Annotated in this window: 17 protein-coding genes and 1 pseudogene; 9 read left to right on the forward strand and 9 right to left on the reverse strand. The window is 70.0% G+C overall.

What is annotated here, in order from left to right; genetic code table 11:
- Positions 1–188: 188 nt before the first annotated feature.
- Positions 189–1,123 (reverse strand): annotated as a pseudogene (locus tag AB0D18_RS37100) (NAD(P)-binding domain-containing protein).
- Positions 1,124–1,172: 49 nt separating this feature from the next.
- Here AB0D18_RS37100 and AB0D18_RS37105 point away from each other — a divergent pair.
- Positions 1,173–1,559 (forward strand): helix-turn-helix domain-containing protein, encoded by a 387-nt coding sequence (locus AB0D18_RS37105; protein WP_362429243.1) that lies wholly within the window; start codon positions 1,173–1,175, stop codon positions 1,557–1,559.
- 83 nt (positions 1,560–1,642) lie between these two features.
- On the opposite strand, the gene AB0D18_RS37110 is transcribed toward AB0D18_RS37105, so the two are convergent.
- The gene (locus AB0D18_RS37110; protein WP_362429246.1) at positions 1,643–2,557 is read right to left on the reverse strand and encodes a hypothetical protein; all 915 of its coding nucleotides are present in this window, start codon (positions 2,555–2,557) and stop codon (positions 1,643–1,645) included.
- 16 nt (positions 2,558–2,573) lie between these two features.
- A complete protein-coding gene (locus tag AB0D18_RS37115) occupies positions 2,574–4,103 on the reverse strand; it encodes a ricin-type beta-trefoil lectin domain protein (protein ID WP_362429248.1) in 1,530 nt (509 codons plus the stop codon).
- 107 nt (positions 4,104–4,210) lie between these two features.
- Between AB0D18_RS37115 and AB0D18_RS37120 the strand changes: the two genes are divergently transcribed.
- Positions 4,211–5,656: a class II fumarate hydratase gene (locus AB0D18_RS37120; RefSeq protein ID WP_362429251.1), complete on the forward strand. Its 1,446-nt coding sequence runs from the start codon at positions 4,211–4,213 to the stop codon at positions 5,654–5,656.
- 38 nt (positions 5,657–5,694) lie between these two features.
- Here AB0D18_RS37120 and AB0D18_RS37125 read toward each other — a convergent pair whose 3' ends face one another.
- Positions 5,695–6,153 carry a hypothetical protein gene (locus AB0D18_RS37125; RefSeq protein WP_362429255.1) on the reverse strand — a complete coding sequence of 153 codons (459 nt, stop codon included), beginning with the start codon at positions 6,151–6,153 and terminating at the stop codon, positions 5,695–5,697.
- 84 nt (positions 6,154–6,237) lie between these two features.
- On the opposite strand from AB0D18_RS37125, the gene AB0D18_RS37130 reads away from it, so the two are divergent.
- From AB0D18_RS37130 to AB0D18_RS37145, 4 genes are all read left to right on the forward strand, one after another.
- The gene (locus tag AB0D18_RS37130) at positions 6,238–7,119 is read left to right on the forward strand and encodes a glycosyltransferase family 2 protein (RefSeq protein WP_362429258.1); all 882 of its coding nucleotides are present in this window, start codon (positions 6,238–6,240) and stop codon (positions 7,117–7,119) included.
- A 65-nt stretch (positions 7,120–7,184) separates the two neighbouring features.
- Positions 7,185–7,868 carry a DUF402 domain-containing protein gene (locus AB0D18_RS37135; protein WP_362429260.1) on the forward strand — a complete coding sequence of 228 codons (684 nt, stop codon included), beginning with the start codon at positions 7,185–7,187 and terminating at the stop codon, positions 7,866–7,868.
- A 265-nt stretch (positions 7,869–8,133) separates the two neighbouring features.
- Complete coding sequence (locus tag AB0D18_RS37140) at positions 8,134–10,080, forward strand: SpoIIE family protein phosphatase (protein WP_362429263.1); 1,947 nt, start codon at positions 8,134–8,136, stop codon at positions 10,078–10,080.
- Between the two features lie 187 nt (positions 10,081–10,267).
- The gene (locus AB0D18_RS37145) at positions 10,268–11,749 is read left to right on the forward strand and encodes a catalase (protein WP_362429265.1); all 1,482 of its coding nucleotides are present in this window, start codon (positions 10,268–10,270) and stop codon (positions 11,747–11,749) included.
- 122 nt (positions 11,750–11,871) lie between these two features.
- Here the strand turns inward: AB0D18_RS37145 and AB0D18_RS37150 are convergent, their stop codons facing one another.
- Complete coding sequence (locus tag AB0D18_RS37150; protein WP_362429268.1) at positions 11,872–14,232, reverse strand: transglycosylase domain-containing protein; 2,361 nt, start codon at positions 14,230–14,232, stop codon at positions 11,872–11,874.
- A 336-nt stretch (positions 14,233–14,568) separates the two neighbouring features.
- Between AB0D18_RS37150 and AB0D18_RS37155 the strand changes: the two genes are divergently transcribed.
- The gene (locus tag AB0D18_RS37155; protein WP_362429271.1) at positions 14,569–15,516 is read left to right on the forward strand and encodes an SPFH domain-containing protein; all 948 of its coding nucleotides are present in this window, start codon (positions 14,569–14,571) and stop codon (positions 15,514–15,516) included.
- Positions 15,513–15,776 (forward strand): hypothetical protein, encoded by a 264-nt coding sequence (locus tag AB0D18_RS37160; RefSeq protein WP_362429274.1) that lies wholly within the window; start codon positions 15,513–15,515, stop codon positions 15,774–15,776. The genes AB0D18_RS37155 and AB0D18_RS37160 overlap by 4 nt, the downstream gene beginning before the upstream one ends.
- A gap of 63 nt (positions 15,777–15,839) precedes the next feature.
- Here AB0D18_RS37160 and AB0D18_RS37165 read toward each other — a convergent pair whose 3' ends face one another.
- From AB0D18_RS37165 to AB0D18_RS37180, 4 genes are all read right to left on the reverse strand, one after another.
- The gene (locus tag AB0D18_RS37165; protein WP_362429277.1) at positions 15,840–18,197 is read right to left on the reverse strand and encodes an FtsX-like permease family protein; all 2,358 of its coding nucleotides are present in this window, start codon (positions 18,195–18,197) and stop codon (positions 15,840–15,842) included.
- Entirely contained in the window at positions 18,194–18,895 is a 702-nt protein-coding gene (locus AB0D18_RS37170; protein ID WP_362429280.1) for an ABC transporter ATP-binding protein, read from the reverse strand. The genes AB0D18_RS37165 and AB0D18_RS37170 overlap by 4 nt, the downstream gene beginning before the upstream one ends.
- Entirely contained in the window at positions 18,895–19,419 is a 525-nt protein-coding gene (locus tag AB0D18_RS37175; protein ID WP_362429283.1) for a PadR family transcriptional regulator, read from the reverse strand. The genes AB0D18_RS37170 and AB0D18_RS37175 overlap by 1 nt, the downstream gene beginning before the upstream one ends.
- Positions 19,420–19,594: 175 nt before the next feature.
- Complete coding sequence (locus tag AB0D18_RS37180) at positions 19,595–20,536, reverse strand: LysR substrate-binding domain-containing protein (RefSeq protein WP_362429286.1); 942 nt, start codon at positions 20,534–20,536, stop codon at positions 19,595–19,597.
- A 133-nt stretch (positions 20,537–20,669) separates the two neighbouring features.
- On the opposite strand from AB0D18_RS37180, the gene AB0D18_RS37185 reads away from it, so the two are divergent.
- Complete coding sequence (locus AB0D18_RS37185; RefSeq protein WP_362429289.1) at positions 20,670–21,224, forward strand: peroxiredoxin; 555 nt, start codon at positions 20,670–20,672, stop codon at positions 21,222–21,224.
- Positions 21,225–21,276: the final 52 nt, after the last annotated feature.

A 21,276-nucleotide genomic window follows, 5' to 3' on the forward strand; every position in this document is an offset into this window, starting at 1 on the left:
CCCAGCCTCCTTGGGGGGCGGCGGGGCCGGTGGTCGTCGTGCGGGTGCGTCGTGGCTGATCGCGCAGTTCCCCGCGCCCCCAAAAGCCTGCCCCTCCCGGCCGCACGCCCTCGCCCCCGTCCCCCGGCTCTACCCGCACCCGTGCGGGCCGGTGGGCCGCTTCGCGGAGTTCGCGAGAGAGTGCCTGCTCAGCGCCGCGCGATGGTGTCGAGCATGCCGAGGGTGCTCTCCTGTCCGTGGCCTTCGGCGACCGCGCGGTCCGCGACGGCCTGGGCGGCGCGGAGCACGGAGGAGTCCAGACCGGCTTCCTCCGAGGCGTGGGCGATGTGGGCCATGGCGGTCGCGGCGGAAACGAGGTCGCTGACCGTGCCGGGGTACTCGCCCGCGTCGGCCTCCTGGCCATCTCGTCGATGAACGACGTGAGCAGATTGCCGATGTTCTTGGCGAAGGGGGCCAGGTCGGTGGCGGCGACGCCCTGCGAGCGGGCCAGCGCGAAGCTGTGCACGAGGCCGCTGACCGAGGTCCACCACAGGTCGAGGAGCGCGACGTCGTGGGAGGCGGCGCGGGACGGGTCCTCGCCGAGGTAGGAGGCGGTGCCCCCGAGGGAGTCGAGGGTGTCGCGGTGCGCCTCGTAGGCGTCCGTGGGGCCGCTGTGGAGGAAGACGGCGTGCGGGGTGCCGACGGTGGGGGCGGGGGTCATGATGGCGCCGTCGAGGTACGTGACGCCCTGCGTGTCCGCCCAGGCGGCGGCCTCGCGGGCGCGGGCCGGGGTGTCGGCGGTGAGATTGACGACCGTACGGCCCTTCAGGGCGTCGCCGGCCTTCCCGAGGATGCCGAGGGCGGCTTCGTAGTTGAGTACGCAGACGACGACCAGGTCGGAGGCGTGTGCGGCCGCTGCGGGGGTGGCGGCGAGCACCGCTCCGTTCGCGACGAGGGAATCAGCACGGGATGCCGTGCGGTTCCACACGGTGGTGGGGTGTCCCGCCGCGAGGAACGCCCCGGCGAGGGCCTGGCCCATCGGGCCGAGACCGAGGACGGTGACGGGCCGCTTGGCCGGGACGGTCGCGCTGCCGGTCGCGCTGTCGGTCGCGTTGTCAGTGGGGGCACTCATGATGGACTCCATGCATGGGGTTGTGTGAGGGCATGCGGAAACGAGGGGCGGGTGTGCGGAGTTGAAGAATCAGCCGTATCAATGCGGTCTTGACGCGGCGATAGACGTCGTCGACGGCAAGTGGAAGGTGCTCATCCTGTGGGCGCTGCACGAGCGGCCGCGCCGTTTCGGCGCGACCCGGCGGGAGCTGCCCGGGATCAGCGAGAAGGTCCTCACCCAGCAACTGCGCGAGCTGGAAGCCGACTTGGTGGTGCACCGCGAGGTGTTCGAGGACACGGCGATACCGCACGTCGAGTACTCACTGACGGAGCTCGGCCAGGAGCTCAACACGGCGCTGGCGCCGCTCGGAGCATGGGGCAGACGGCGGTTGCAGATACTGACGGAACTGGACGGATCGCCCTCCTCTCGCGCGCCCTCCTCTCTCGCACCCTCCTCGCTCGCCGGGTAGGGGCTCCGGGCGGGTTCCTGGGGCAGGGCTTCAGCTTCTCCCCGGCGATGAGGGTGATCAAGTACCTACTAATTTGTGGGTGATTACCGCGAGGTAAGTGCCTCCTGGGCCTTGAACAGGGCCTCGGCGGCCTTGTTGAACATCGCACCCCACGCCGCGTCCTTGAAGTCCGCCGACTTCGGGCGGGCACTGGTGACGGCGACCTGGACGATCCCGCCGCGGGCCGTCCGCGCGTACCAGGGCCCGCCGCTCGCCCCGTTCGTCATGCGGCACGGCCTGAGCTCGGAGCCGCCCGCGAGGCGGTCGTCCTTCACCGGGGTGGCGTTGCCCTCGCAGTACTGCAGCGCCTTTCCGTCGTACGGGGGAAGGAACGGGTAGCCGAGCGCGGCGCGCGCACCGCCCGGTCGCGCGTCGAAGGCTGCGCGGACGGAGCCGGCCACGTCCTGGACGTGCCGCCCCCGGTCGTCCGTACCGAGGGTGACGAAGGCGAAGTCGGCGGCGTGGTCCTCGCGTGCGGTCCACGCGGGCGAGACGCCCACGGAGCGGGACGGGTAGCTGCCGTGGGGGGCCTTGCCGTCGTCGTAGCCGGGCACGAAGAGGAGGGACTTCATCGCCCCGCCCACCGCCTTCAGGTGGACGCAGTGGCCTGCGGTGGAGATGACGTCCCGGTTGGCGGCGGTGACGACGGCCGCCGTGCAGGTGGCCTTCTGGCCGCCGGGCAGCACCATGAAGAGGCGCCCGATGTGCGCGACGTCGCGGGGGTCGCCCTTCCAGGGGACGCCACCGGGGGGTTCGTCGCCCCGGGCCTCCCCGGCCGCCCGGTCCCGTGTCCCGGTGGCGGCGACCGCCTCCCGCATCCGGTCGGCGGTCCAGTACGCACGTACCGACTCGGCGTCCTCCCCGATGGGGGCCGGGGAGGACACCGAAGCCGGAGTCTGCGCCGTCGGAGCGAGTGTCGCGACCAGCGCCGCGACGGTTACGGAGAGTGCTGTGATCATGCTCCGAACGTAAGGGTCACGCGAACTGCTGGCTCGCCGAGCCGTCGCACGCCCGCAGCTTCAGCGGGTCCTTGGCCGCCGACAGGGTGACGCACAGCCCGGTGGAGGCGGCCGGGCGCAGGGTGGATCCCTGCCGCAGGAACTGCTGGTTGGCGGCGCCCGAGCAGTTCCACAGCACCAGGGCGGTACCCGGCTCGTACTTGGCGCCCGGTACGTCCAGGCACCGGTCGTGGCTCAGTTCCGTACGCAGCGACTTGGTCGCGCCGTCGTACCACCAGCCCTGGTTGCGGCCGCCGTGGCAGTCCCAGCCGCCGACGGCGGTCCCGTTGCGGGTGACGGAGCCCGGTGCGTCCACGCACGTACCGGTGGAGGCGTTCTTGAGCGGCTTGTACGCGTCGTCCCAGGCGCCCGGGGTCAGCACCGGCTTGCCTGTGGACGCCGGGTCGGCACAACCGGCTTCACGGAGGCCGGAGTTGTAGATCTGCGACAGGCAGGAGGCGAAGGCGGCGTGGCCACTGATGTTGGGGTGGAAGGACTGCCGGACCGAGTTCTCGTCCGGGGTGCCCGGCTTGGAGAGGTCGATGTAGAGCCCGCGCGCCCAGGTGTTCTCCGAGCAGACCTCGTGCCCGTGGAAGAGGCGGGAGTTGTCGAGGTAGGTGGCGCCGGTGGAGGCGGCCGCCTTGCGCATGCCGCGTTCGAAGGCGGGGACGGCGACGTTGCGGCCCCAGGCAGTGTCGGAGTCGTAGCCGAGGCCGCCGCAGGCGAGCTTGCCGGGGAAGTTGGGGTTGTCCTTGAAGTCGGGCCCGATCGGGCTCGGGTAGCCCATGACGACGAGCTTGTAGTCGGAGTCGGCGTACCCGGCCCCGGTCATGGTCGTCCGCAGATCCTTGATGGTCTGCTCGACCTTCGGCACGAGACCGTCCACCCGGGCCTGCCAGCCGCCCGCATACTTGGACTCGCACGGGCCCTGCAGCGTCAGGTACCGGGTCACGCAGTCCGTCATGACCGGCCCGAACTGCAGGTCGTCATTGGCCCCGGCGACCAGCACCACCATCTTGATCTTCGTGTTGCGCGCCTTGATGGCGAGGCTGTCGCTCTGCACGAGCTCGTCGGCGTACTGCTTGCTACCGCCGATCTTGATGTTTCCGGTGTAGCCGCCCGAGCAGGAGACGTTGTACGTCACGTCGGCGGCGACGGAGGTCTTGTGGATCGCGGCGTCGGGCGAACGGTGGCACCAGTTGGTCGGCCCGTTCGTGGGCGCCTCGTACGTCCCCGTGCCCTCGCCCGAGATCTCGCTGTCGCCGAGCGAAATGAGTCCGGTCTTGCGCTCCCCCATCGGCCGCTCGGCCGGCGAACCGTACAGCTTGGTGGCCTCGGCCGCCCGAATCGCTTCCAGCTCGGCCGGGAGGGGGGTGGATCCGGCGGCGGCCCGCGCGTCGTTCGGAGCCGCTGTGGCGGTGGTCGTGGCCGCCATGCCGCCGACGGCTGCCGCGAGTGCGGCGGTCACGGCGAGGGTGCTGCGGAATCTGTGCCTGGTGCGCGCCATTGCGCCTCCCCGGTTGGTTGTTACCCGAGGTATTTACTGGCCGGTAGCCGAGTTGGGAATACCCAGAACAAGACAACCGCTCAACTTTCACAGGAGGTGTTGTCGCGATGACGACTGACGAATACCGGATCGAGCACGACTCCATGGGTGAGGTACGGGTTCCCGCGCACGCCAAGTGGCGTGCGCAGACCCAGCGGGCCGTGGAGAATTTCCCGATCTCCGGCCAGCGGCTGGAACGGGCCCACATCGAGGCCCTGGCCCGTATCAAGGCGGCAGCGGCGAAGGTCAACGCGGAGCTGGGCGTCCTGGACAAGGACGTGGCGGGCGCGATCGCGGACGCGGCGGACGAGGTCGCCCGCGGCGACTGGGACGAGCACTTCCCGGTGGACGTCTTCCAGACCGGCTCGGGCACGTCCTCCAACATGAACATGAACGAGGTCGTCGCGACGCTGGCCACGGAGCGGCTCGCGTCCCCGGGGGGCACCGGCGGCTCGGGGAAGTCGGGCGGCTCGGGAAAGTCGGGCGGCTCGGTCCACCCGAACGACCACGTCAACGCCTCCCAGTCCTCCAACGACGTGTTCCCGTCCTCGATCCACATCGCGGCGACGGCGGCGGTGACGGGCGACCTGATCCCGTCCCTGGAACACCTGGCGACATCCCTGGAACGCAAATCGGCCGAATTCTCCGACGTCGTGAAGTCCGGCCGCACCCACCTCATGGACGCGACCCCGGTCACCCTCGGCCAGGAGTTCGGCGGCTACGCGGCGCAGGTCAGGTACGGGGTGGAACGCCTCCGCGCCTCCCTCCCCCGCCTCGCCGAACTCCCGCTCGGCGGCACGGCGGTAGGCACCGGAATCAACACCCCTCCCGGCTTCTCGGCCGCCGTGATCGCCGAAGTCGCCCGCGCCACGGGTCTCCCGCTCACCGAGGCCCGGGACCACTTCGAGGCCCAGGGTGCCCGCGACGGCCTGGTCGAGACCTCCGGCCAGCTCCGTACGATCGCCGTCTCGCTCACCAAGATCGCCAACGATCTGCGCTGGATGGCCAGCGGCCCGCGCACCGGTCTGGCCGAAATCAACCTCCCCGACCTCCAGCCGGGCTCGTCGATCATGCCGGGCAAGGTCAACCCGGTGATCCCGGAGGCGGTGTTGATGGTCGCCGCTCAGGTGACGGGCAATGACGCGACGGTCGCCGTCGCGGGCGCGGCGGGCAACTTCGAGCTGAACGTGATGCTCCCCGTCATCGCCAAGAACGTGCTGGAGTCGATCCGCCTCCTCGCCAACTCCACCCGCCTGCTGGCCGACCGGACCATCGACGGCATCACGGCCAACCGCGAGCGGGCCCTCGAATACGCGGAATCGTCCCCGTCCGTCGTCACTCCGCTCAACAAGTACATCGGCTACGAAGAGGCGGCGAAGGTCGCCAAGAAGTCGGTGGCCGAGCGCAAGACGATCCGCGAGGTCGTGATCGAGGGCGGCTACGTCGAACGCGGCGACCTCACGGAGGCCCAACTGGACGCGGCGCTGGACGTGTTGAGCATGACCCGGCCGTAGCACGCCTGGCCGGGGTGGACACCTCGACGCCGGCCGGATCAGTCCCACGCGTTGAAGAGCACGCCACCCAGGGTGCCGGTCCCGTGGTACCGAATCCGGCTCCGCTCGAACTCCGTGAGCCCCGAGGTGTCCACCTCCGCGAGCGGCACGACGAGCTGCTCCCGGCCCAGCACTTCGAAGCCCGCACCGACGAAGGCCCCGGCCCATTCCGGCGGCGCGAGGAACTCGTCCTCGTACCCCCACAGCCGCTCGCGCACGAAGGCGATCCAGGGGAGGTGGGCGTGGCACAGGAGGATGCTTTCCCCGGCGCGGGTGGTGACCGCTGCGGTGTGGAAGGCCAGGGGATACGCAGGTGACTCAGGGCCGACCACCGAGCCCCCGGCGGCCCGCGCGGCAGCGTGCAGGGCGGCGCGGAAGGCGCGCAGGCCGGTGACCGGGAGGGGCTCGTCGTGCGGCGCGGTGAACCCGGTCGCGCCCGGCGGCACGGTGAACAACACGGGTCCTCCCCCCTTGGCGTTCGACGGCAGGCGAGGCCGTCGCCGCACTAGGGTAGGGCGCCCCGATCCGAGGACGGACCCTCCGTGAGCCCTGGTACCGCAGCCCGTACGTCCATTGGCGCCGTCGTCCTGACCATGAACGACCGCCCGCGGGAGTTCGGTCTGGCGCTGGAGTCCCTCTTCGCGCAGGAGGGGGTGGACCTGGATGTCGTGGTCGTCGGCAACGGGTGCGTTCCGGAGCAGGTGCCCGAGGGGGTGCGGACGGTCTCGCTGCCGGAGAACCTGGGGATTCCCGAAGGGCGCAACGTCGGGGCGCGGAACGTCGAAGGTGACTTCCTGATCTTCTTCGACAACGACGCCGTCCTCCCGGACCGCGATGCCCTGGCGCGGCTCGCCGCACACCTCCACCGCGACCCCCGGCTCGCCTACGTACAGCCCCGCATCGCCGACCCCGACACCCACGTCACACTGCGCCGCTGGGTGCCGCGGCTTCGGGCGTCGGACCCCGCGCGGCCCGGTGTCGTGACCGTGATGGCCGAGGGCGTCGTGCTCGTACGGAGGAGTGCCTTCGAGCAGGTCGGGGGCTGGCCGGGCCACTTCTTCCTCTTCCACGAGGGGATCGACCTGGCCTGGCGGCTGTGGGACCGCGGGTACACCGGCCTGTACACGCCGGACATCATCGTCCACCACCCTGCGACCGACCCCGCCCGGCACGACCGCTTCTACGAGCTGAGCGCCCGCAACAGGGTCTGGCTGGCCCGGCGCAACCTCCCCCGTCTCCTGATCCCCGCCAATCTCGCCGCCTGGGTGCTGCTCACCCTCTGGCGCGTACGCGACGGGCACGCGCGGCGGGTCGCTTTCGCGGGGTTCGCCCAGGGGTTTCGCGGCGAACCGGGCGTACGGGCGCCGATGAGCTGGCGGACCGTGCTGCGGCTGACCCGCGCAGGACGGCCGCCGGTCGTCTGAGCCCCGGGGCGTGCCTCGTGATCCAAATCGCTGCGGCTGCACCCCCGTACTCCTAAAATCTCTCCATGACAGAGCACATGGGCGCAGCCGGCGGGGCGGGCGGGGGCAGATGGGTGCCGGGGGATCGGATTCTCTGGCGGTACCGGGACAATGCTTCTCCGCGCATTCACATCTGCCGGCCCGTGACCGTCGTGCAGGACACCGACGAGTTGCTCGCGGTCTGGATGGCGCCGGGGACGGAGTGCGTGAAGCCCGTTCTCGTGGACGGGACTTCGGTGCATGAGGAGCCGTTGGAGACCCGGTACACGAAGGCGCGGCGGACGACGACCTCGCGGTGGTTCGGGACCGGGGTGCTGAAGTTGGCGCGGCCCGGGGAGCCTTGGTCGGTGTGGCTGTTCTGGGAGCCTGGATGGCGGTTCAAGAACTGGTACATCAACCTGGAGGAGCCGCGGGCCCGATGGGTCGGCGGGGTCGATTCGCAGGATCACTTTCTGGACATCGCGGTGGCGCCCGACCGGCGGTGGATGTGGCTGGACGAGGACGAGTTCGCGCAGGCCCGGCGGGTGGGGCTGGTGGGAGAGCGGCAGGCCGAGGGCGTACGGGAGGCGGGTCTTGCCGCCGTGCGGACCGTGGAGGCCTGGGGGGCGCCGTTCGCCGACGGGTGGGAGGACTGGCGGCCCGATCCGCACTGGGGAGTGCCGGATCTTCCGGATGACTGGGACCGCACCCCGGCGCACATGACGACGTGAGACTCTTGATGCGCCCCCAGGGTCCAAACGTAGGATCGTCCTCCGGAAGACTGCACACCCAGTAGAAATATGCAGTAACTACCGGGCGTAGAGCAGGACCTGACCGTATGTCACCAAAAGGGGGTGGTTCTGTGAAGCTGCACGAGAAAGCGTGCGGTTCTGTAACGTTCACAGGCCACCTTTCTGTCGACGCCGCCCGCAGAGCGGGTATATCGCTCATAGCGATTGCAGCGCACAAGCTCCCCGGACGGACGGAATCCCACGCGTGACGGAGCAGCAGTCCACCTCGCACGAAGGCCGGCAGCCCCTGGTTGCCAGGCCGCACGAGCGCGCCCGGCCGAGGCAGGAGCCGGAGGAAGAGTCCGCCATGGCCGCGACGGCTGCCGGAGGGCCGCCGGGGCCCGGAGGGCCAGGTTCTGGAGTATCGGGACCCGGAGTGCCGGGACCCGGAGTACCTGGACCCGGAGTGCCGGGCTCCGGGGGCACTCCGCCCCCGGCCAGGTCCGAGGGCGACCGGCTGCGGTTCGTCGGGGCCGCGACCCGGCGGATCGCCCGCGGCATCGATCTCGACGAGATCGTGCTGGGGCTGTGCCGGGCCACCGTTCCCACCTTCTCGGACGCGATCCTGGTGTATCTGAGGGATCCGCTGCCGGTGGGGGACGAGCGGCCCGCCGTGCCGTTCATGCTGCGGCTGCGGCGTACCGACCGGCTGCGTTTAAGCAGTGAGGGCCCGGCGGGCGAGGAACTGGACGCCGTGATGAGCGACGGTTCGCCCGCCCAGCAGCTGTGCGAGGTGCTCAGCGGCGGTGCGCTGGCCGAGGTGCTGCGCGGGGTGCGGCCGGTGTTCGGCGACGCGGCGTCCGCGCGCGTCGCGCTGCCCGAACTGCTGGGCGGCGACTGCGGCCTGCCCGACGGGCGGCGCGCGATACTCGCCCCGCTCCGGGGCCGCCGCCGGGTGATCGGCGCGGCCGTCTTCCTGCGCAGGCCGGAACGGGCGGCGTTCGAGGCCAACGACCTGTTGGTGGCAGCCCAGTTGGCCACCCACACCGCGCTCGGCATCGACAAGGCCGTGCTGTACGGGCGCGAGGCGTACATCGCCGACGAGCTGCAGCGGACGATGCTGCCGGACTCGCTGCCGCGGCCGACCGGCGTGAAGCTCGCGTCCCGGTACCTTCCCGCCGCCGAGACCGCGCGGGTCGGCGGGGACTGGTACGACGCGATTCCGCTGCCGGGCAGCCGGGTGGCGCTGGTCGTGGGCGATGTGATGGGGCACTCCATGACATCGGCGGCGATCATGGGGCAGTTCCGGACCACGGCCCAGACCCTCGCCGGGCTGGACCTGCCGCCGCAGGAGGTGCTGCACCACCTCGACGAGCAGGCGCAGCGGCTCGGCACCGACCGCATGGCCACCTGCATGTACGCCGTGTACGACCCGGTCGCGCACCGCATCACCATCGCCAACGCCGGGCATCCGCCGCCCATCCTGCTGCACCTGGGGGGCCGCGCCGAGGTGCTGCGGGTACCGCCAGGGGCGCCCATCGGGGTCGGCGGCGTCGACTTCGAGGCCGTGGAGCTGGATGCTCCGGCGGGAGCGACGCTGCTCCTCTACACGGACGGCCTCGTCGAGTCCCGGCTGCGGGACGTGTGGACCGGCATCGAGCAGTTGCGGGAGCGGCTCGCCGCGACCGCCCAGCTGACCGGACCCGACCATCCGCCGCCCCTCGAAGCGCTCTGCGACGACGTCCTGGACATGCTCGGACCCGGTGACCGGGACGACGACATCGCGCTGCTCGCGGCCCGTTTCGACGGGATTGCGCCGAGCGACGTCGCGTACTGGTTCCTGGAACCGGAGGAGCAGGCTCCGGGTCGGGCCAGGCGGCTCGCCCGGCGGGCCCTGGAGCGCTGGGGGCTCGAAGAGCTGTCGGACTCGGTGGAGCTGCTGGTCAGCGAGGTCGTCACCAATGCCGTGCGGTACGCGGAGCGGCCGGTGACGCTGCGGCTGCTGCGTACGGACGTACTGCGGTGCGAGGTCGGCGACGATTCGCCGCAGCTGCCCCGGCAGCGGCGGGCCCGGGACACGGATGAGGGCGGGCGTGGGCTCTTCCTGGTGAACCGGCTGGCGCGGAAGTGGGGTGCGACCCGGCTGAGCAGCGGCAAGGTCGTCTGGTTCGAGCTGGGCCTGCCCGGCTCCGTACCGGAGGAGAAGGGGTAGCGCGGACCGGAGGAGAAGGGGCGGTGCGGATGCCTTCCGGGGCTGGATTCGGACGCCCTCCGGGGCTGGATTCGGATGCCTTCCGGGGTTGGATTCGGTCCAAGTGTTGCCGACGTAGTGTCGGCGGGGTTGACTGGGGCAGTCGGACGTAGCGACCCAATTCCCACCAATCTCCGGGAGGACGCTCGTGACCGAGGAGACTCGCGAAGCGCCGCAGAGCACGCCGCAGACCGCCCCGTACACCACCAACAACGCCGGGATCCCGGTGGAGAGCGACGAGCATTCGCTCACCGTCGGGCCCGACGGGCCGATCCTGCTCCAGGACCATTACCTCATCGAGAAGATGGCCCAGTTCAACCGGGAGCGGGTGCCCGAGCGGGTGGTGCACGCGAAGGGTTCGGGTGCGTACGGCTTCTTCGAAGTGACCAATGACGTCAGCCAGTTCACGAAGGCCGATCTTTTCCAGCCGGGGAAGCGGACCGACATGCTGGCCCGTTTCTCGACGGTCGCCGGTGAGCAGGGCTCGCCGGACAGCTGGCGGGACCCGCGCGGTTTCGCGCTCAAGTTCTATACGGAGCACGGCAATTACGACATGGTCGGCAACAACACGCCGGTCTTCTTCGTCCGTGACCCGATGAAGTTCCAGGACTTCATCCGCTCGCAGAAGCGCCGCCCCGACAGCGGTGTGCGCGACCATGACATGCAGTGGGACTTCTGGACGCTGTCGCCGGAGTCCGCCCACCAGGTCACCATCCTGATGAGCGACCGGGGCATCCCGAAGACGTACCGGCACATGGACGGCTTCAGCTCGCACACCTATCTGTGGGTGAACGCGGGCAGCGAGCGGTTCTGGGTGAAGTACCGCTTCAAGACCGAGCAGGGCATCGACTTCTTCACCCAGGAGGACGCCGACGCGATGGCGGGTACCGACGGTGACGTGCACCGGCGGGACCTGTTCGACTCGATCAAGCGCGGGGACCATCCCACCTGGAAGCTGTACGTCCAGGTGATGCCGTTCGACGACGCGCCGGACTACCGCTTCAATCCGTTCGACCTGACGAAGGTGTGGCCGCACGCGGACTACCCCGAGATCGAGGTCGGCCGGATGACCCTGAACGAGAATCCGGAGGACTTCTTCGTCCACATCGAGCAGGCGTCCTTCGAGCCGTCGAACCTGGTGCCGGGCATCGGCCCGTCCCCGGACAAGATGCTGCTCGGACGGCTCTTCTCGTACCCGGACACCCATCGGTACCGGATCGGGCCCAACTACGCGCAACTGCCGCCGAACCGGCCCCGGTTCGCCGTCAACTCGTACGCGAAGGACGGGCCGATGCGGTACGAGCCGTCACGGACGGGTGCGGTGTACGCGCCGAACTCGTACGGCGGCCCGGCGGCCGACACCGCCCGCTTCGGCGAGCCCGCGGGGTGGCAGACGGCCGGCGAGATGGTGCACCACGCGTACACGCTGCGCCGGGACGACGACGACTGGGGCCAGCCGGGCACGCTGGTGCGCGACGTCCTGGACGACGCGGCCAGGGACCGGCTGGTGGGCAACATCGTCGGGCACCTGTCGGACGGCGTGAGCAAGCCGGTCCTCGACCGGGCGTTCACGTACTGGCGGAACGTGGACAAGGATCTGGGCGAGCGGATCTCGGCGCGGTTCCACTAGGCGTGGGGCCGGAACGGGAAAACGGCGGCCCCCACCCTTGTGAGGGTGGGGGCCGCCGTTTCTCACATCCGTACCTGTGGGGCTGCTAGGGCTGCGGCTGCGGCTGCGCTACGGCTGCGGCTCTATGGCCACTGGGTTCCGTTGGCGTTGCCGCCGTTCTGGCTGCCGCCCGGTTTGCCGCCGTCCTGGCCCGTGTTGGCGTTGCCGTCGATGGTGCCGCCGTCACCGCCCGGGTCGGTGCCCGGGTCCGGGTCGGGGCCGGGGGTGCCGCCGTTCTGGCCCTCGTTCTGACCGCCGTCCTGACCCGCGTTCTGACCGCCGTCCTGGCCCGCGTTCTGGCCCCCGCCGTCGGCCGGGGGGTGGGTCGGCGGAGGGGTGTGCGGCGGGGCCGTGTCCTTCGGCGGCTGGGTGTGGTCCGGCTCCTCGGGGTCCTTGGTCTTGGTGGGCGGAGGAGTGGTCTCCGGGGGCGGGGGCGGCGTCCGGTACTCGGCGCCTTCCTTGACCTCCAGGTCGAACTCGGTGTCCTTGCCGTCGAGGGCACCGGTCATGTAGTCCTCCCAGATCTTCGCCGGGAAGCCCGATCCGTTCACCCGCCCCTTGCCCATCGTGCCGGTGAGGGTGGTCTGGCCGGGCCCGTCGGCCTTCTCGCCGAACAGGCCGACCACAGTGGCCAGATCGGGGGTGTAGCCCGCGAACCAGGCCGAGTGGTTGTTCTCCGAGGTGCCGGTCTTGCCCGCCGCGTGGTACTTGCCGTTGTTGACGGCGCTGCCGGTGCCCTCCTCCACGACGTGTTCGAGGACGGAGGTCAAGGTGTCGGCCGACTGACGGCTGATGCCCTCGCCGTCGGCGAACCCCTTGGGCTTGATGGTCTCGCGGTCCTTGTGCTCGGCCTTCTGGACCACCGACGCGGTGATCTTCTTGCCGTGCGCGGCGAGCGTGCCGTACACGGCCGCCATGTCCATGGTGTTGGCCTGCATGGAGCCCAGCGCCATGGACGGGGTGGGACCGAAGGCGCCTCGGTCCTTCATGCCCATCTGGATCGCGGTCTGCTTCACGAGCTTCTCGCCGACGTCCACGATCATCTGCGCGAAGACGGAGTTGACGGATTTGTCCGTGGCCTCCTGGACGCTGATGTCACCGTAGTCCCTGTCGTCCTCGTTCTGCGGGGCATAGCCGGAGGGGCCGCTGACCTTCCGCTTGCTGGTGCCGTCGTAGATCGTGTTCGCGGTGATCGGCTCGCCGTCCGCCGTCTCCGAATTGTTCTCCAGCGCGGCGGCGAAGACGATCGGCTTGAACGTCGACGCGGGCTGGTAGTCGGTGCGGGTGGCGTTGCTGATCTGGTGCGAGAGGTAGTCGGCTCCGCCGTACAGGGCGACGACCGCGCCGGTCTTGGGGTCGATGGACGTCGCGCCCGCCTGGACGTTGCGGTCGACCATCTTCTTGTTCTTGCGGTCCAGCTTGGACTCCAGCTGGCGGTCGACCGCCTTCTCCAGGTCCTTCTGCCGCTTCGGGTCGATGTTGAGGGTGATCGTCCAGCCGCCGGCGGCGAGTTCCTTCTCGTCGATGTTCTCGCGGGCCATCAGCTGCTGGTTGGCCGCCTCGACGAGGTAACCGGTCTGGCCTTTCATGCCGGGGTCGGGCCGCCGCTTGATCACGTGGGGGAACTTCATGCCGGCCCGGTCCGCCTGCTTGAGCTGGCCCATCTTGACCATGTTGTCGAGGACGTAGTTCCAGCGCTCGATGACGAGCGCCTTGCTCTTCGGGGTCGCCGTGAGGACGTCGTAGCTGCTGGGCGCCTGGAGCAGGGCCGCCAGGTAGGCGCCCTCCTCGACCGTGAGCTTCCCGACGTCCTTGCCGTAGTACGCCTGGGCGGCGGCCTGGATTCCGGCGGCACCACGCCCGTAGTAACTGGTGTTGATGTAGCCGAGCAGGATCTCGTCCTTGGAGTACTTGTCGTCGACCTTGAGCGAGATCACCAGTTCCTTCAGCTTGCGGCTGATCGTCTGGTCGGGCGTGAGGTAGTAGTTCTTCACGTACTGCTGGGTGATCGTCGAGCCACCCTGCTTGCCCTTGCCGGTGATCGTGTTGAGCAGACCGCGGGCGGTGCCCTTGAAGTCGATGCCCTCGTCCTCGTAGAACGACATGTTCTCGGCTGCGACGAACGTCCACCGGACGTCCTCGGGGATACTTGCGAGGGCGACGTTCTCCCGGTTGTACCCGTCACCCTTGCCGGTACGGGCGAGGATCGCGCCGTTGCTGTACTTGTAGACGTTGCTCTGATGGGTCGCCGACGCATTGCCCGCGGCCGGGACCTCGATCGACATGTAGAGCGCCAGGAAGGCGCCCATCCCGAGCAGACAGATCCCGAAGAACGTGCCCAGCATCTTCTTCCAGGTGAAGAAGCGGCGTATTCCGCTCCTCCCGGCAGTCCCGCCCCGGCGCGACCCGCGCTGCCGGGCCCTGCGCGCATCCGCTCGGCCCATTGGTCAGTTGCTCCGCTTCTCAGTCGTCACTCGCCATACTCACCGAACACTCGCCGGATCAGCTCAGAAAGCTAACACCGCCGGAAAGGACAAATAGGTGCCAATCACCACTTTTATGGACGTGACAATCAGCACCCCCCTCAGGGGAACCTGACGAACAAGAGTGCCCAAAGGTTGCCAGGAGTGAGCGAAGTTGAGGAAACGAGTCCGAATTACGGGCCTATGCGGTCATGGCTACGGGCCTATGCGGTCGCCAGGATTCGCTGTAAAGTGATATCACTTTGCTAGATGCACCGGCCCTCACCGGCGCAGAGACGCACAGAAACGGGGACCACCATGCCGACCACCGACCACAGCCCCACCGGGAATCCCTCCGGCGACCTGCCGGAGATGCCCGCACCCCGTGTCACCGAGTTCGCCGCGCACAGCATCGCGGGCGGCCTCGCGCTCCTGCTCGGCCTGTTCGGCATCGTTGCCTCCGCCGGGCTGATCACGGTCGGCGCGTCCGCCGTCGCCATGGGTCTGAAGATCGCCCTGATCGTGCTGGGCATCGTCCTCTTCTTCGCCTCCGTCCTCGCGATGAGCGGGCTGAACATGGTCGCCCCCGGCGAGGCCCGCGTCGTCCAGCTCTTCGGCCGCTACCGGGGCACGATCCGCACCGACGGCCTGCGCTGGGTCAACCCGCTGACCTCCCGCAACAAGATCTCCACCCGGGTCCGCAACCACGAGACCGCGGTCCTGAAGGTCAACGACGCGTACGGCAACCCGATCGAGCTGGCGGCGGTCGTCGTGTGGCGCGTCGAGGACACCGCCCAGGCCTGCTTCGAGGTGGACAACTTCCTGGAGTTCGTCTCCACCCAGACCGAGGCCGCCGTACGGCACATCGCCATCGAGTACCCGTACGACTCCCACGACGAGGAGGGCCTCTCGCTGCGCGGCAACGCCGACGAGATCACCGAGAAGCTGGCGATCGAGCTGCACGCCCGCGTCGAGGCGGCCGGCGTCCACATCATCGAGTCCCGCTTCACCCACCTCGCGTACGCCCCGGAGATCGCATCCGCGATGCTCCAGCGGCAGCAGGCCGGTGCGGTCGTGGCCGCCCGGAAGCTGATCGTGGACGGCGCGGTCGGCATGGTCGAGCAGGCGCTGGTCCGTATCACCGAGCAGGACATCGTCACGCTGGACGAGGAGCGCAAGGCGGCCATGGTGAGCAATCTGCTCGTCGTGCTGTGCGGCGACCGGGCGACCCAGCCGGTCATCAACACGGGCTCGCTCTACCAGTGAGCGAGGACGCCACCGGCGAGGCGGCCGACGAGGAGCCCGCACCCCCGCCCCGGCGCGAGGCCCGCAAGCAGGTGCTGCTGCGGCTCGATCCCAGGGTGTACGACGCCCTGGCGCGGTGGGCCTCCGACGAGCTCCGCAGCGCGAACGCGCAGATCGAGTTCCTGCTCCGCAAGTCGCTCACGGACGCGGGCCGGCTCCCCAAGCACACGGGACCGCTCCCGCGCAGGGGGAGACCGCCCAAGGACGCGCCACCCGAGTGAGCGTCCCGGCGGGCCGCCGTACCGAGGTACGGCGGCCCGCCGGGACGACGTGTCTACTCCGTTCTACTCCGTACGCAGCCCCTCCGGCCGCATCAGCCGCCAGAGCGGGGGCAGGCTGAGCAGCCCGACCAGGAGGACCACTCCTCCTCCGACGCCCGCCATCACGGCGACGCCCACCCAGTCGACGGCGGCCGGGACGGAGCTCATCCTGAGCAGGATCAGGCCCAGCCCGACCCCCACCGCCACCGCGAGCACCAGCCCGAGGGCCATGGGGACGGCGGTCTGCCACAGCACGGACCGGCCGAGGGTGGACCTCCGGGTGCCGAAAGCGACGAGCACGGAGAGCAGTTTCCGCCGCTCGCGCAGCTGCTCCAGCTGGGATACCAGCAGGCTGACCCCGATCAGCAGCAGCACACAGGCGGCACCCGCGTACAGCGCCTTCTGGACGGCGGCGAAGCGCCCGTTGGTGACGCTCGCCCTCGCGCTGTACAGGGCGGCGTTCGGGTCGGCGGCGGCGAAGATGTTGCGTACCCGCTCGGCGACGTCCGGGGAGCTCTCGTCGATCTTCACGTATGCCGTGAGCGCCAGGCTGCCGGGGGCCAGGGCCGGCAGCGCGCCGGGAGTGGCGAGCAGCCCCCCGCGGTTATACCCGTCGGGGCCGGGGACGGCTTGGGCGGTACGGGTGTTCGCGGGCAGGGTCCACCGGACCGGCGGAGGGGTGTCGGCCTTCTTGGGCCCTGGCATCGAGGCGAAGTGATCGGGCCGCAGGACGACCGTGCGGCCGGCTCCGAAGAGGGGCGAAGGATCGGGCCGGTCACCGCCCCGGAGAATGAAGGTGTCTCCGTCCTTGCAGGTGGGGAGCTTCGCCACCTCAAGCAGGGTGGCGCAGTCGGCGACGGTGACCTCTTCGAGCGCCTTCGGTGACTTGGCCCGGTCTCCCACGCTGACCGAGCCGAGCCCGATGTACTTCTGCACTCCCTCGGTGCGGGTGACCTCGGCCTTCAGCCGGTCGGCCTTCCGGGCGGCCGGGCTGCTGTCCGAGACCGTGGTCAACAGCTGTGCGCGGCTCGGGTCGGCGCCGGTGTCGGTGATGTACCGGTTGTCGATGCCGGTCAGCAGCATGTGCAGCGCGATGGCTCCGGCCACCGCGACGGCGATGCCGTTGACCGTACGGGCGGCCAGACCGCTGTTCAACTGGAGCCTGCGGACGGCGAGTTGCCAGGAGAGGCTGCCGCCGTCGAGGCGTGCGACGAAGGCTTCCACCAGCCAGGGCAGCAGCGCGGTGATACCGAGCAGGAGCAGGACGGTGCCGCCGATCAGTTTGTTCTGGTCGACCTCACCTCCGCTTTCCCTCTTGATCACGTAGAACAGCAGGGCGAGCCCCGCGGCGGGCATCAGCAGCCGCCACCACAGCCTGCGGCGCACCGGCCTGGCCGTGCGGACCACTCCCAGGGGTTCGATGACGACGCCGCGCAGCGCCAGCAGCGACACCCCCACGGCAGCCACCGGCACGGCCAGGAGCACCAGGAACACCAGCGCGAGCGGCGGAGTCAGGTCCGAGGGGAAGAGCCCGGCCCCCGAAATACCGAAGGTGATCTGGCCGGCCAGCGAGCGTGCGACGAGGAAGAGCGCGGCGCCGACCGCGAGACCGAGCAGTGCGCCCGCGAGCGCCTCCCCCGCCGCGATGAGGCGCACCGTACGGCTGTCGGCGCCCACCAGGCGCATCGCGGCCAGCCTGCGGTCGCGGCGTTCGCCGCCGAAGCGGACGGCAGCCGCGATGAACACCCCGATGGGCACGAGCAGGACGATGAAGGCGACGACGATGAGAAGGAGCAGGGTGGGGTCGAACGTCATCCGGCTGCTCACGGAGAAGACCGCGCCGGAGACTCCGGGGGTGCCCGCCTTCAGCGTGGAGTCGACCCGGTAGTAGGCCAGTTCGGCGGGGCCGAGCACTCCTTCGTCGCCGATGACGGCGGCGACCTTCCCCTTCAGCCGCTCGCGCAGCAGTCTGCCCTCGTCGGACTTGAGCAGGGCGTCGAGCGCGGGCGACACGGCGAGTTCGCCGTCCTTGGGGTACGCGGCGAGGCCGGGCGGCAGCGGGGCCTCGGGCCCACCGGGCTTGATCAGCCGCCCTCGTACGCTGTTGTCCCGGTACTGGGTTTCCGCGTTGGCGATGAGCACCGAGCGCGGACCGCTCTCGCCGGCATCCCCCGCGGGCATCGTCGACCGGGCCATGTCCCGGTCGTTGCGTGCCGACATCGCGTGCGGCACGGCCACCGAGACCAGCAGCAGCGTCACCCCGAGCCCGACGCCGAGCGCGGTCATCGCGGTCCGTACCCACCCCTCGCGTCCGCCGCCCAGGGCGAAGCGGATGCCGAGCGCCAACGCCCTGAGCACATCGATCGGTTGAGCCTTGCTCATATCGCGTACTCCGTACTGCGCGACTTGCCGTCCCGTACGACGACCTCGCGGTCGGAGTAGGCGGCGACCCGCGCCTCGTGCGTGACCAGTACGACGGCGGCGTTGGTGGACCGGGCGGCCTCGGTGAAGAGCTCCATGACGCGCTCGCCGTTGAGCGAGTCCAGTGCACCGGTCGGTTCGTCGGCGAAGAGCACGCGCGGCCCGGTGACCAGGGCGCGGGCCACGGCGACCCGCTGCCCCTGACCGCCGGACACTTCACCGGGCCGCTTGCCCGCGAGGTCGTCCACCTCCAGCTTCCGCATCCATTCCAGGGCCTGTTCCTCGGCCGGGCGCCGCTTGGCACCGTTCAGCCTGAGCGGCAGCGCGACGTTCTCGACGCAGGTCAGCTCCGGCACCAGCTGCCCGAACTGGAAGACGAACCCGAACTCGCTGCGGCGCAGGGCGCTGCGTTCGCGGTCGGGCAGCGAGGAGAGTTCGCGTCCCTTGTACGTGATGGAACCCGAGTCCGGGGCGACGATCCCGGCGAGGCAGTGCAGCAGCGTCGACTTGCCGGACCCGGAGGGGCCCATGACGGCGACGATCTCACCGGGATGGATGGAGAAGTGGGCGCCGTCGAGCGCGGGGGTGGCGCCGTACGCCTTGCGCAGGTCGACGGCGGCGAGGAGGGACCCGGCGGGGGCGGGGGAACTGTCGGTCATCACTTGCGTACCTCCGCAGCGAGCTTGTCGAGCCGTGCGGCGGCGAGTTCCAGCCAGCGCAGGTCCGCTTCGAGGTGGAACAGGGCGTGGTCGCAGACGAGTTGGTCGGCCAGGTCGCCGCCGCGCTTGCGCTCGGTGAGGGCGCGCATCAGCCGCAGGTGCTCACCCCGCTGGACATCGAGGAGGTCGGCGGCGCCGCGGCCGGTGAGGAGGGCGAGGACGACCTTGGTGTACAGGGTCGACTGGAGGTACGGCTCGGGCTTCTCCGGCGTCGCGAGCCACTGGTCGACGTCGGTGATACCGGCGTCGGTGATGGCGTACCGCTTGCGCTCCGGGCCGCTGCCCGCCTCGGTGCCGTCGACTTCGACGAGGCCGTTCTTGAGGAGGCGCGACATCGTCGAATAGACCTGGCCGTAGTGCAGGGGCCGGTCGTGACCGAACTTTTCGTCGAAGGTCCGCTTGAGGTCGTAACCGTGACTGGGACCGGCCTCCAGGAGACCGAGCAGGGTGTGTCCGATGGTCATGCGCGTCACTGTACACGGTGTGTATACCTGGGGTGTATAGCTAGGTGGTGCCGTGGCTGGCCGCGCAGTTCCCCGCGCCCCTTGCGGGGCACGCCTTAGGGGCGCGGGGAACTGCGCGAGCAACCACGACGCACCCGCAGGCAAAAGCCCGCCACAGGCGCAGCCGCCCCGCACCTCACCCCACCCGCACCGGCAGCCCCCTCACCGCCCCCCGCAGCGCCTCCGCGAATTCCTCGAACTCCTCACCCCTGGCCGCGCCCACCCGCATCGCCAGCGCGATCCGCCGCGACGGCGCCGGGGCCGCGAAGTCCCCCGTCACCAGCGCCGCGTTGCGCGAGGTCTCGACCTCGACCGCCGTCCGCGGCAGCAGCGTCACCCCCAGCTCGCCCGCCACCAGCTGCACCAGCGTCGACAGGCCCGCCGCGGTCGTCGTGACCAGTGCGCCGTCCTCCCGGCCCGCCTCCCGGCACACGTCCAGCGCCTGGTCGCGCAGGCAGTGCCCCTCGTCGAGGAGCAGCAGGTCCAGCTCGCGCAGCGACTCGCGCGGGATGTCGGCCCGGCCGCCCAGCCAGTGCTCCGCCGGTGCGACGAGCACGAAGTCCTCCTCGTACAACGGGAGTTCAAGAACCCCCGGCACCCCCAGCGGCACCGCGAGGAGCAGCAGGTCGAGCCGGCCCGCCGACAGCCCCTCCAGCAGCGACGAGGTCTGCTCCTCGTGCACCTGGAGATCCAGCTCCGGATACCGCTCGTGCACCAGCCGCAGCACCGTCGGCAGCAGGTACGGCGCCACCGTGGGAATCACCCCCAGCCGCAGCACCCCGGTGAAGGGCGCCCGTACCGCCTCCGCCTCGTCCAGCAGTGCGGCGACCGCGTCCAGCACCACACCCGCCCGCGCCGCCAGCCGCTCCCCCGCCGCCGAGAGCAGCACCTTGCGCGTCGTACGCTCGACGAGCTGGACGCCGAGCGTCTCCTCCAGCGCGGACACCGCCCCGGACAGCGCGGGCTGACTCATCCCGAGCGCACCCGCGGCGTCGCGGAAGTGCAGATGTTCGGCCACGGCGGCGAAAGCGCGCAGCTGGGCCAGGGTGGGCTGTTTGCCCCTATTCAGTACGGCCACTGATAACCACCTCCGATCGCTACAACCTAGTCTAGCTATTTCCGTTATCAATGCCCCTTGTGTCACTCTGGGGATCCGTCCACCCCCACAGGAAAAGCCCCAAAAGGGATTTCCTATGTCGCAAGGAGAGCGCGTGCTCACTGTTGGTGACCAGTTCCCCACGTACGACCTCACCGCCTGTGTCTCCCTGGAGGCCGGCAACGAGTTCGAGCAGATCAACCACAAGTCCTACGAGGGCAAGTGGCGCGTCGTCTTCGCGTGGCCCAAGGACTTCACCTTCGTCTGCCCGACCGAGATCGCCGCGTTTGGCAAGCTGAACGAGGAGTTCACGGACCGCGACGCGCAGGTCCTGGGCTTCTCCGGTGACTCCGAGTTCGTGCACCACGCCTGGCGCAAGGACCACCCGGACCTGACCGACCTGCCCTTCCCGATGCTGGCCGACTCGAAGCACGAGCTCATGCGTGACCTCGGCATCGAGGGCGAGGACGGCTTCGCGCAGCGCGCCGTCTTCATCGTCGACCCGAACAACGAGATCCAGTTCACGATGGTGACCGCCGGTTCCGTCGGCCGTAACCCGAAGGAGGTCCTCCGGGTCCTCGACGCGCTGCAGACGGACGAGCTGTGCCCGTGCAACTGGACCAAGGGCGAGAACACCCTGGACCCGGTCGCGCTCCTCTCGGGCGAGTAAGACCGACGCCAGCGAAGCCGCCCGTACGGACCACAGAACGGACTTGATCTGA

This window comes from Streptomyces sp. NPDC048442, from assembly GCF_040651475.1.
Lineage (GTDB): Bacteria > Actinomycetota > Actinomycetes > Streptomycetales > Streptomycetaceae > Streptomyces.

Coding starts and splice junctions, on each gene's coding strand:
- AB0D18_RS37135 (WP_362429260.1), top strand. CDS start 7,185: ATGACAGAGCACATGGGCGCAGCCGGCGGGGCGGGCGGGGGCAGATGG.
- AB0D18_RS37115 (WP_362429248.1), bottom strand. CDS start 4,103: ATGGCGCGCACCAGGCACAGATTCCGCAGCACCCTCGCCGTGACCGCC.
- AB0D18_RS37170 (WP_362429280.1), bottom strand. CDS start 18,895: ATGACCGACAGTTCCCCCGCCCCCGCCGGGTCCCTCCTCGCCGCCGTC.
- AB0D18_RS37175 (WP_362429283.1), bottom strand. CDS start 19,419: ATGACCATCGGACACACCCTGCTCGGTCTCCTGGAGGCCGGTCCCAGT.
- AB0D18_RS37110 (WP_362429246.1), bottom strand. CDS start 2,557: ATGATCACAGCACTCTCCGTAACCGTCGCGGCGCTGGTCGCGACACTC.
- AB0D18_RS37150 (WP_362429268.1), bottom strand. CDS start 14,232: ATGGGCCGAGCGGATGCGCGCAGGGCCCGGCAGCGCGGGTCGCGCCGG.
- AB0D18_RS37165 (WP_362429277.1), bottom strand. CDS start 18,197: ATGAGCAAGGCTCAACCGATCGATGTGCTCAGGGCGTTGGCGCTCGGC.
- AB0D18_RS37120 (WP_362429251.1), top strand. CDS start 4,211: ATGACGACTGACGAATACCGGATCGAGCACGACTCCATGGGTGAGGTA.
- AB0D18_RS37155 (WP_362429271.1), top strand. CDS start 14,569: ATGCCGACCACCGACCACAGCCCCACCGGGAATCCCTCCGGCGACCTG.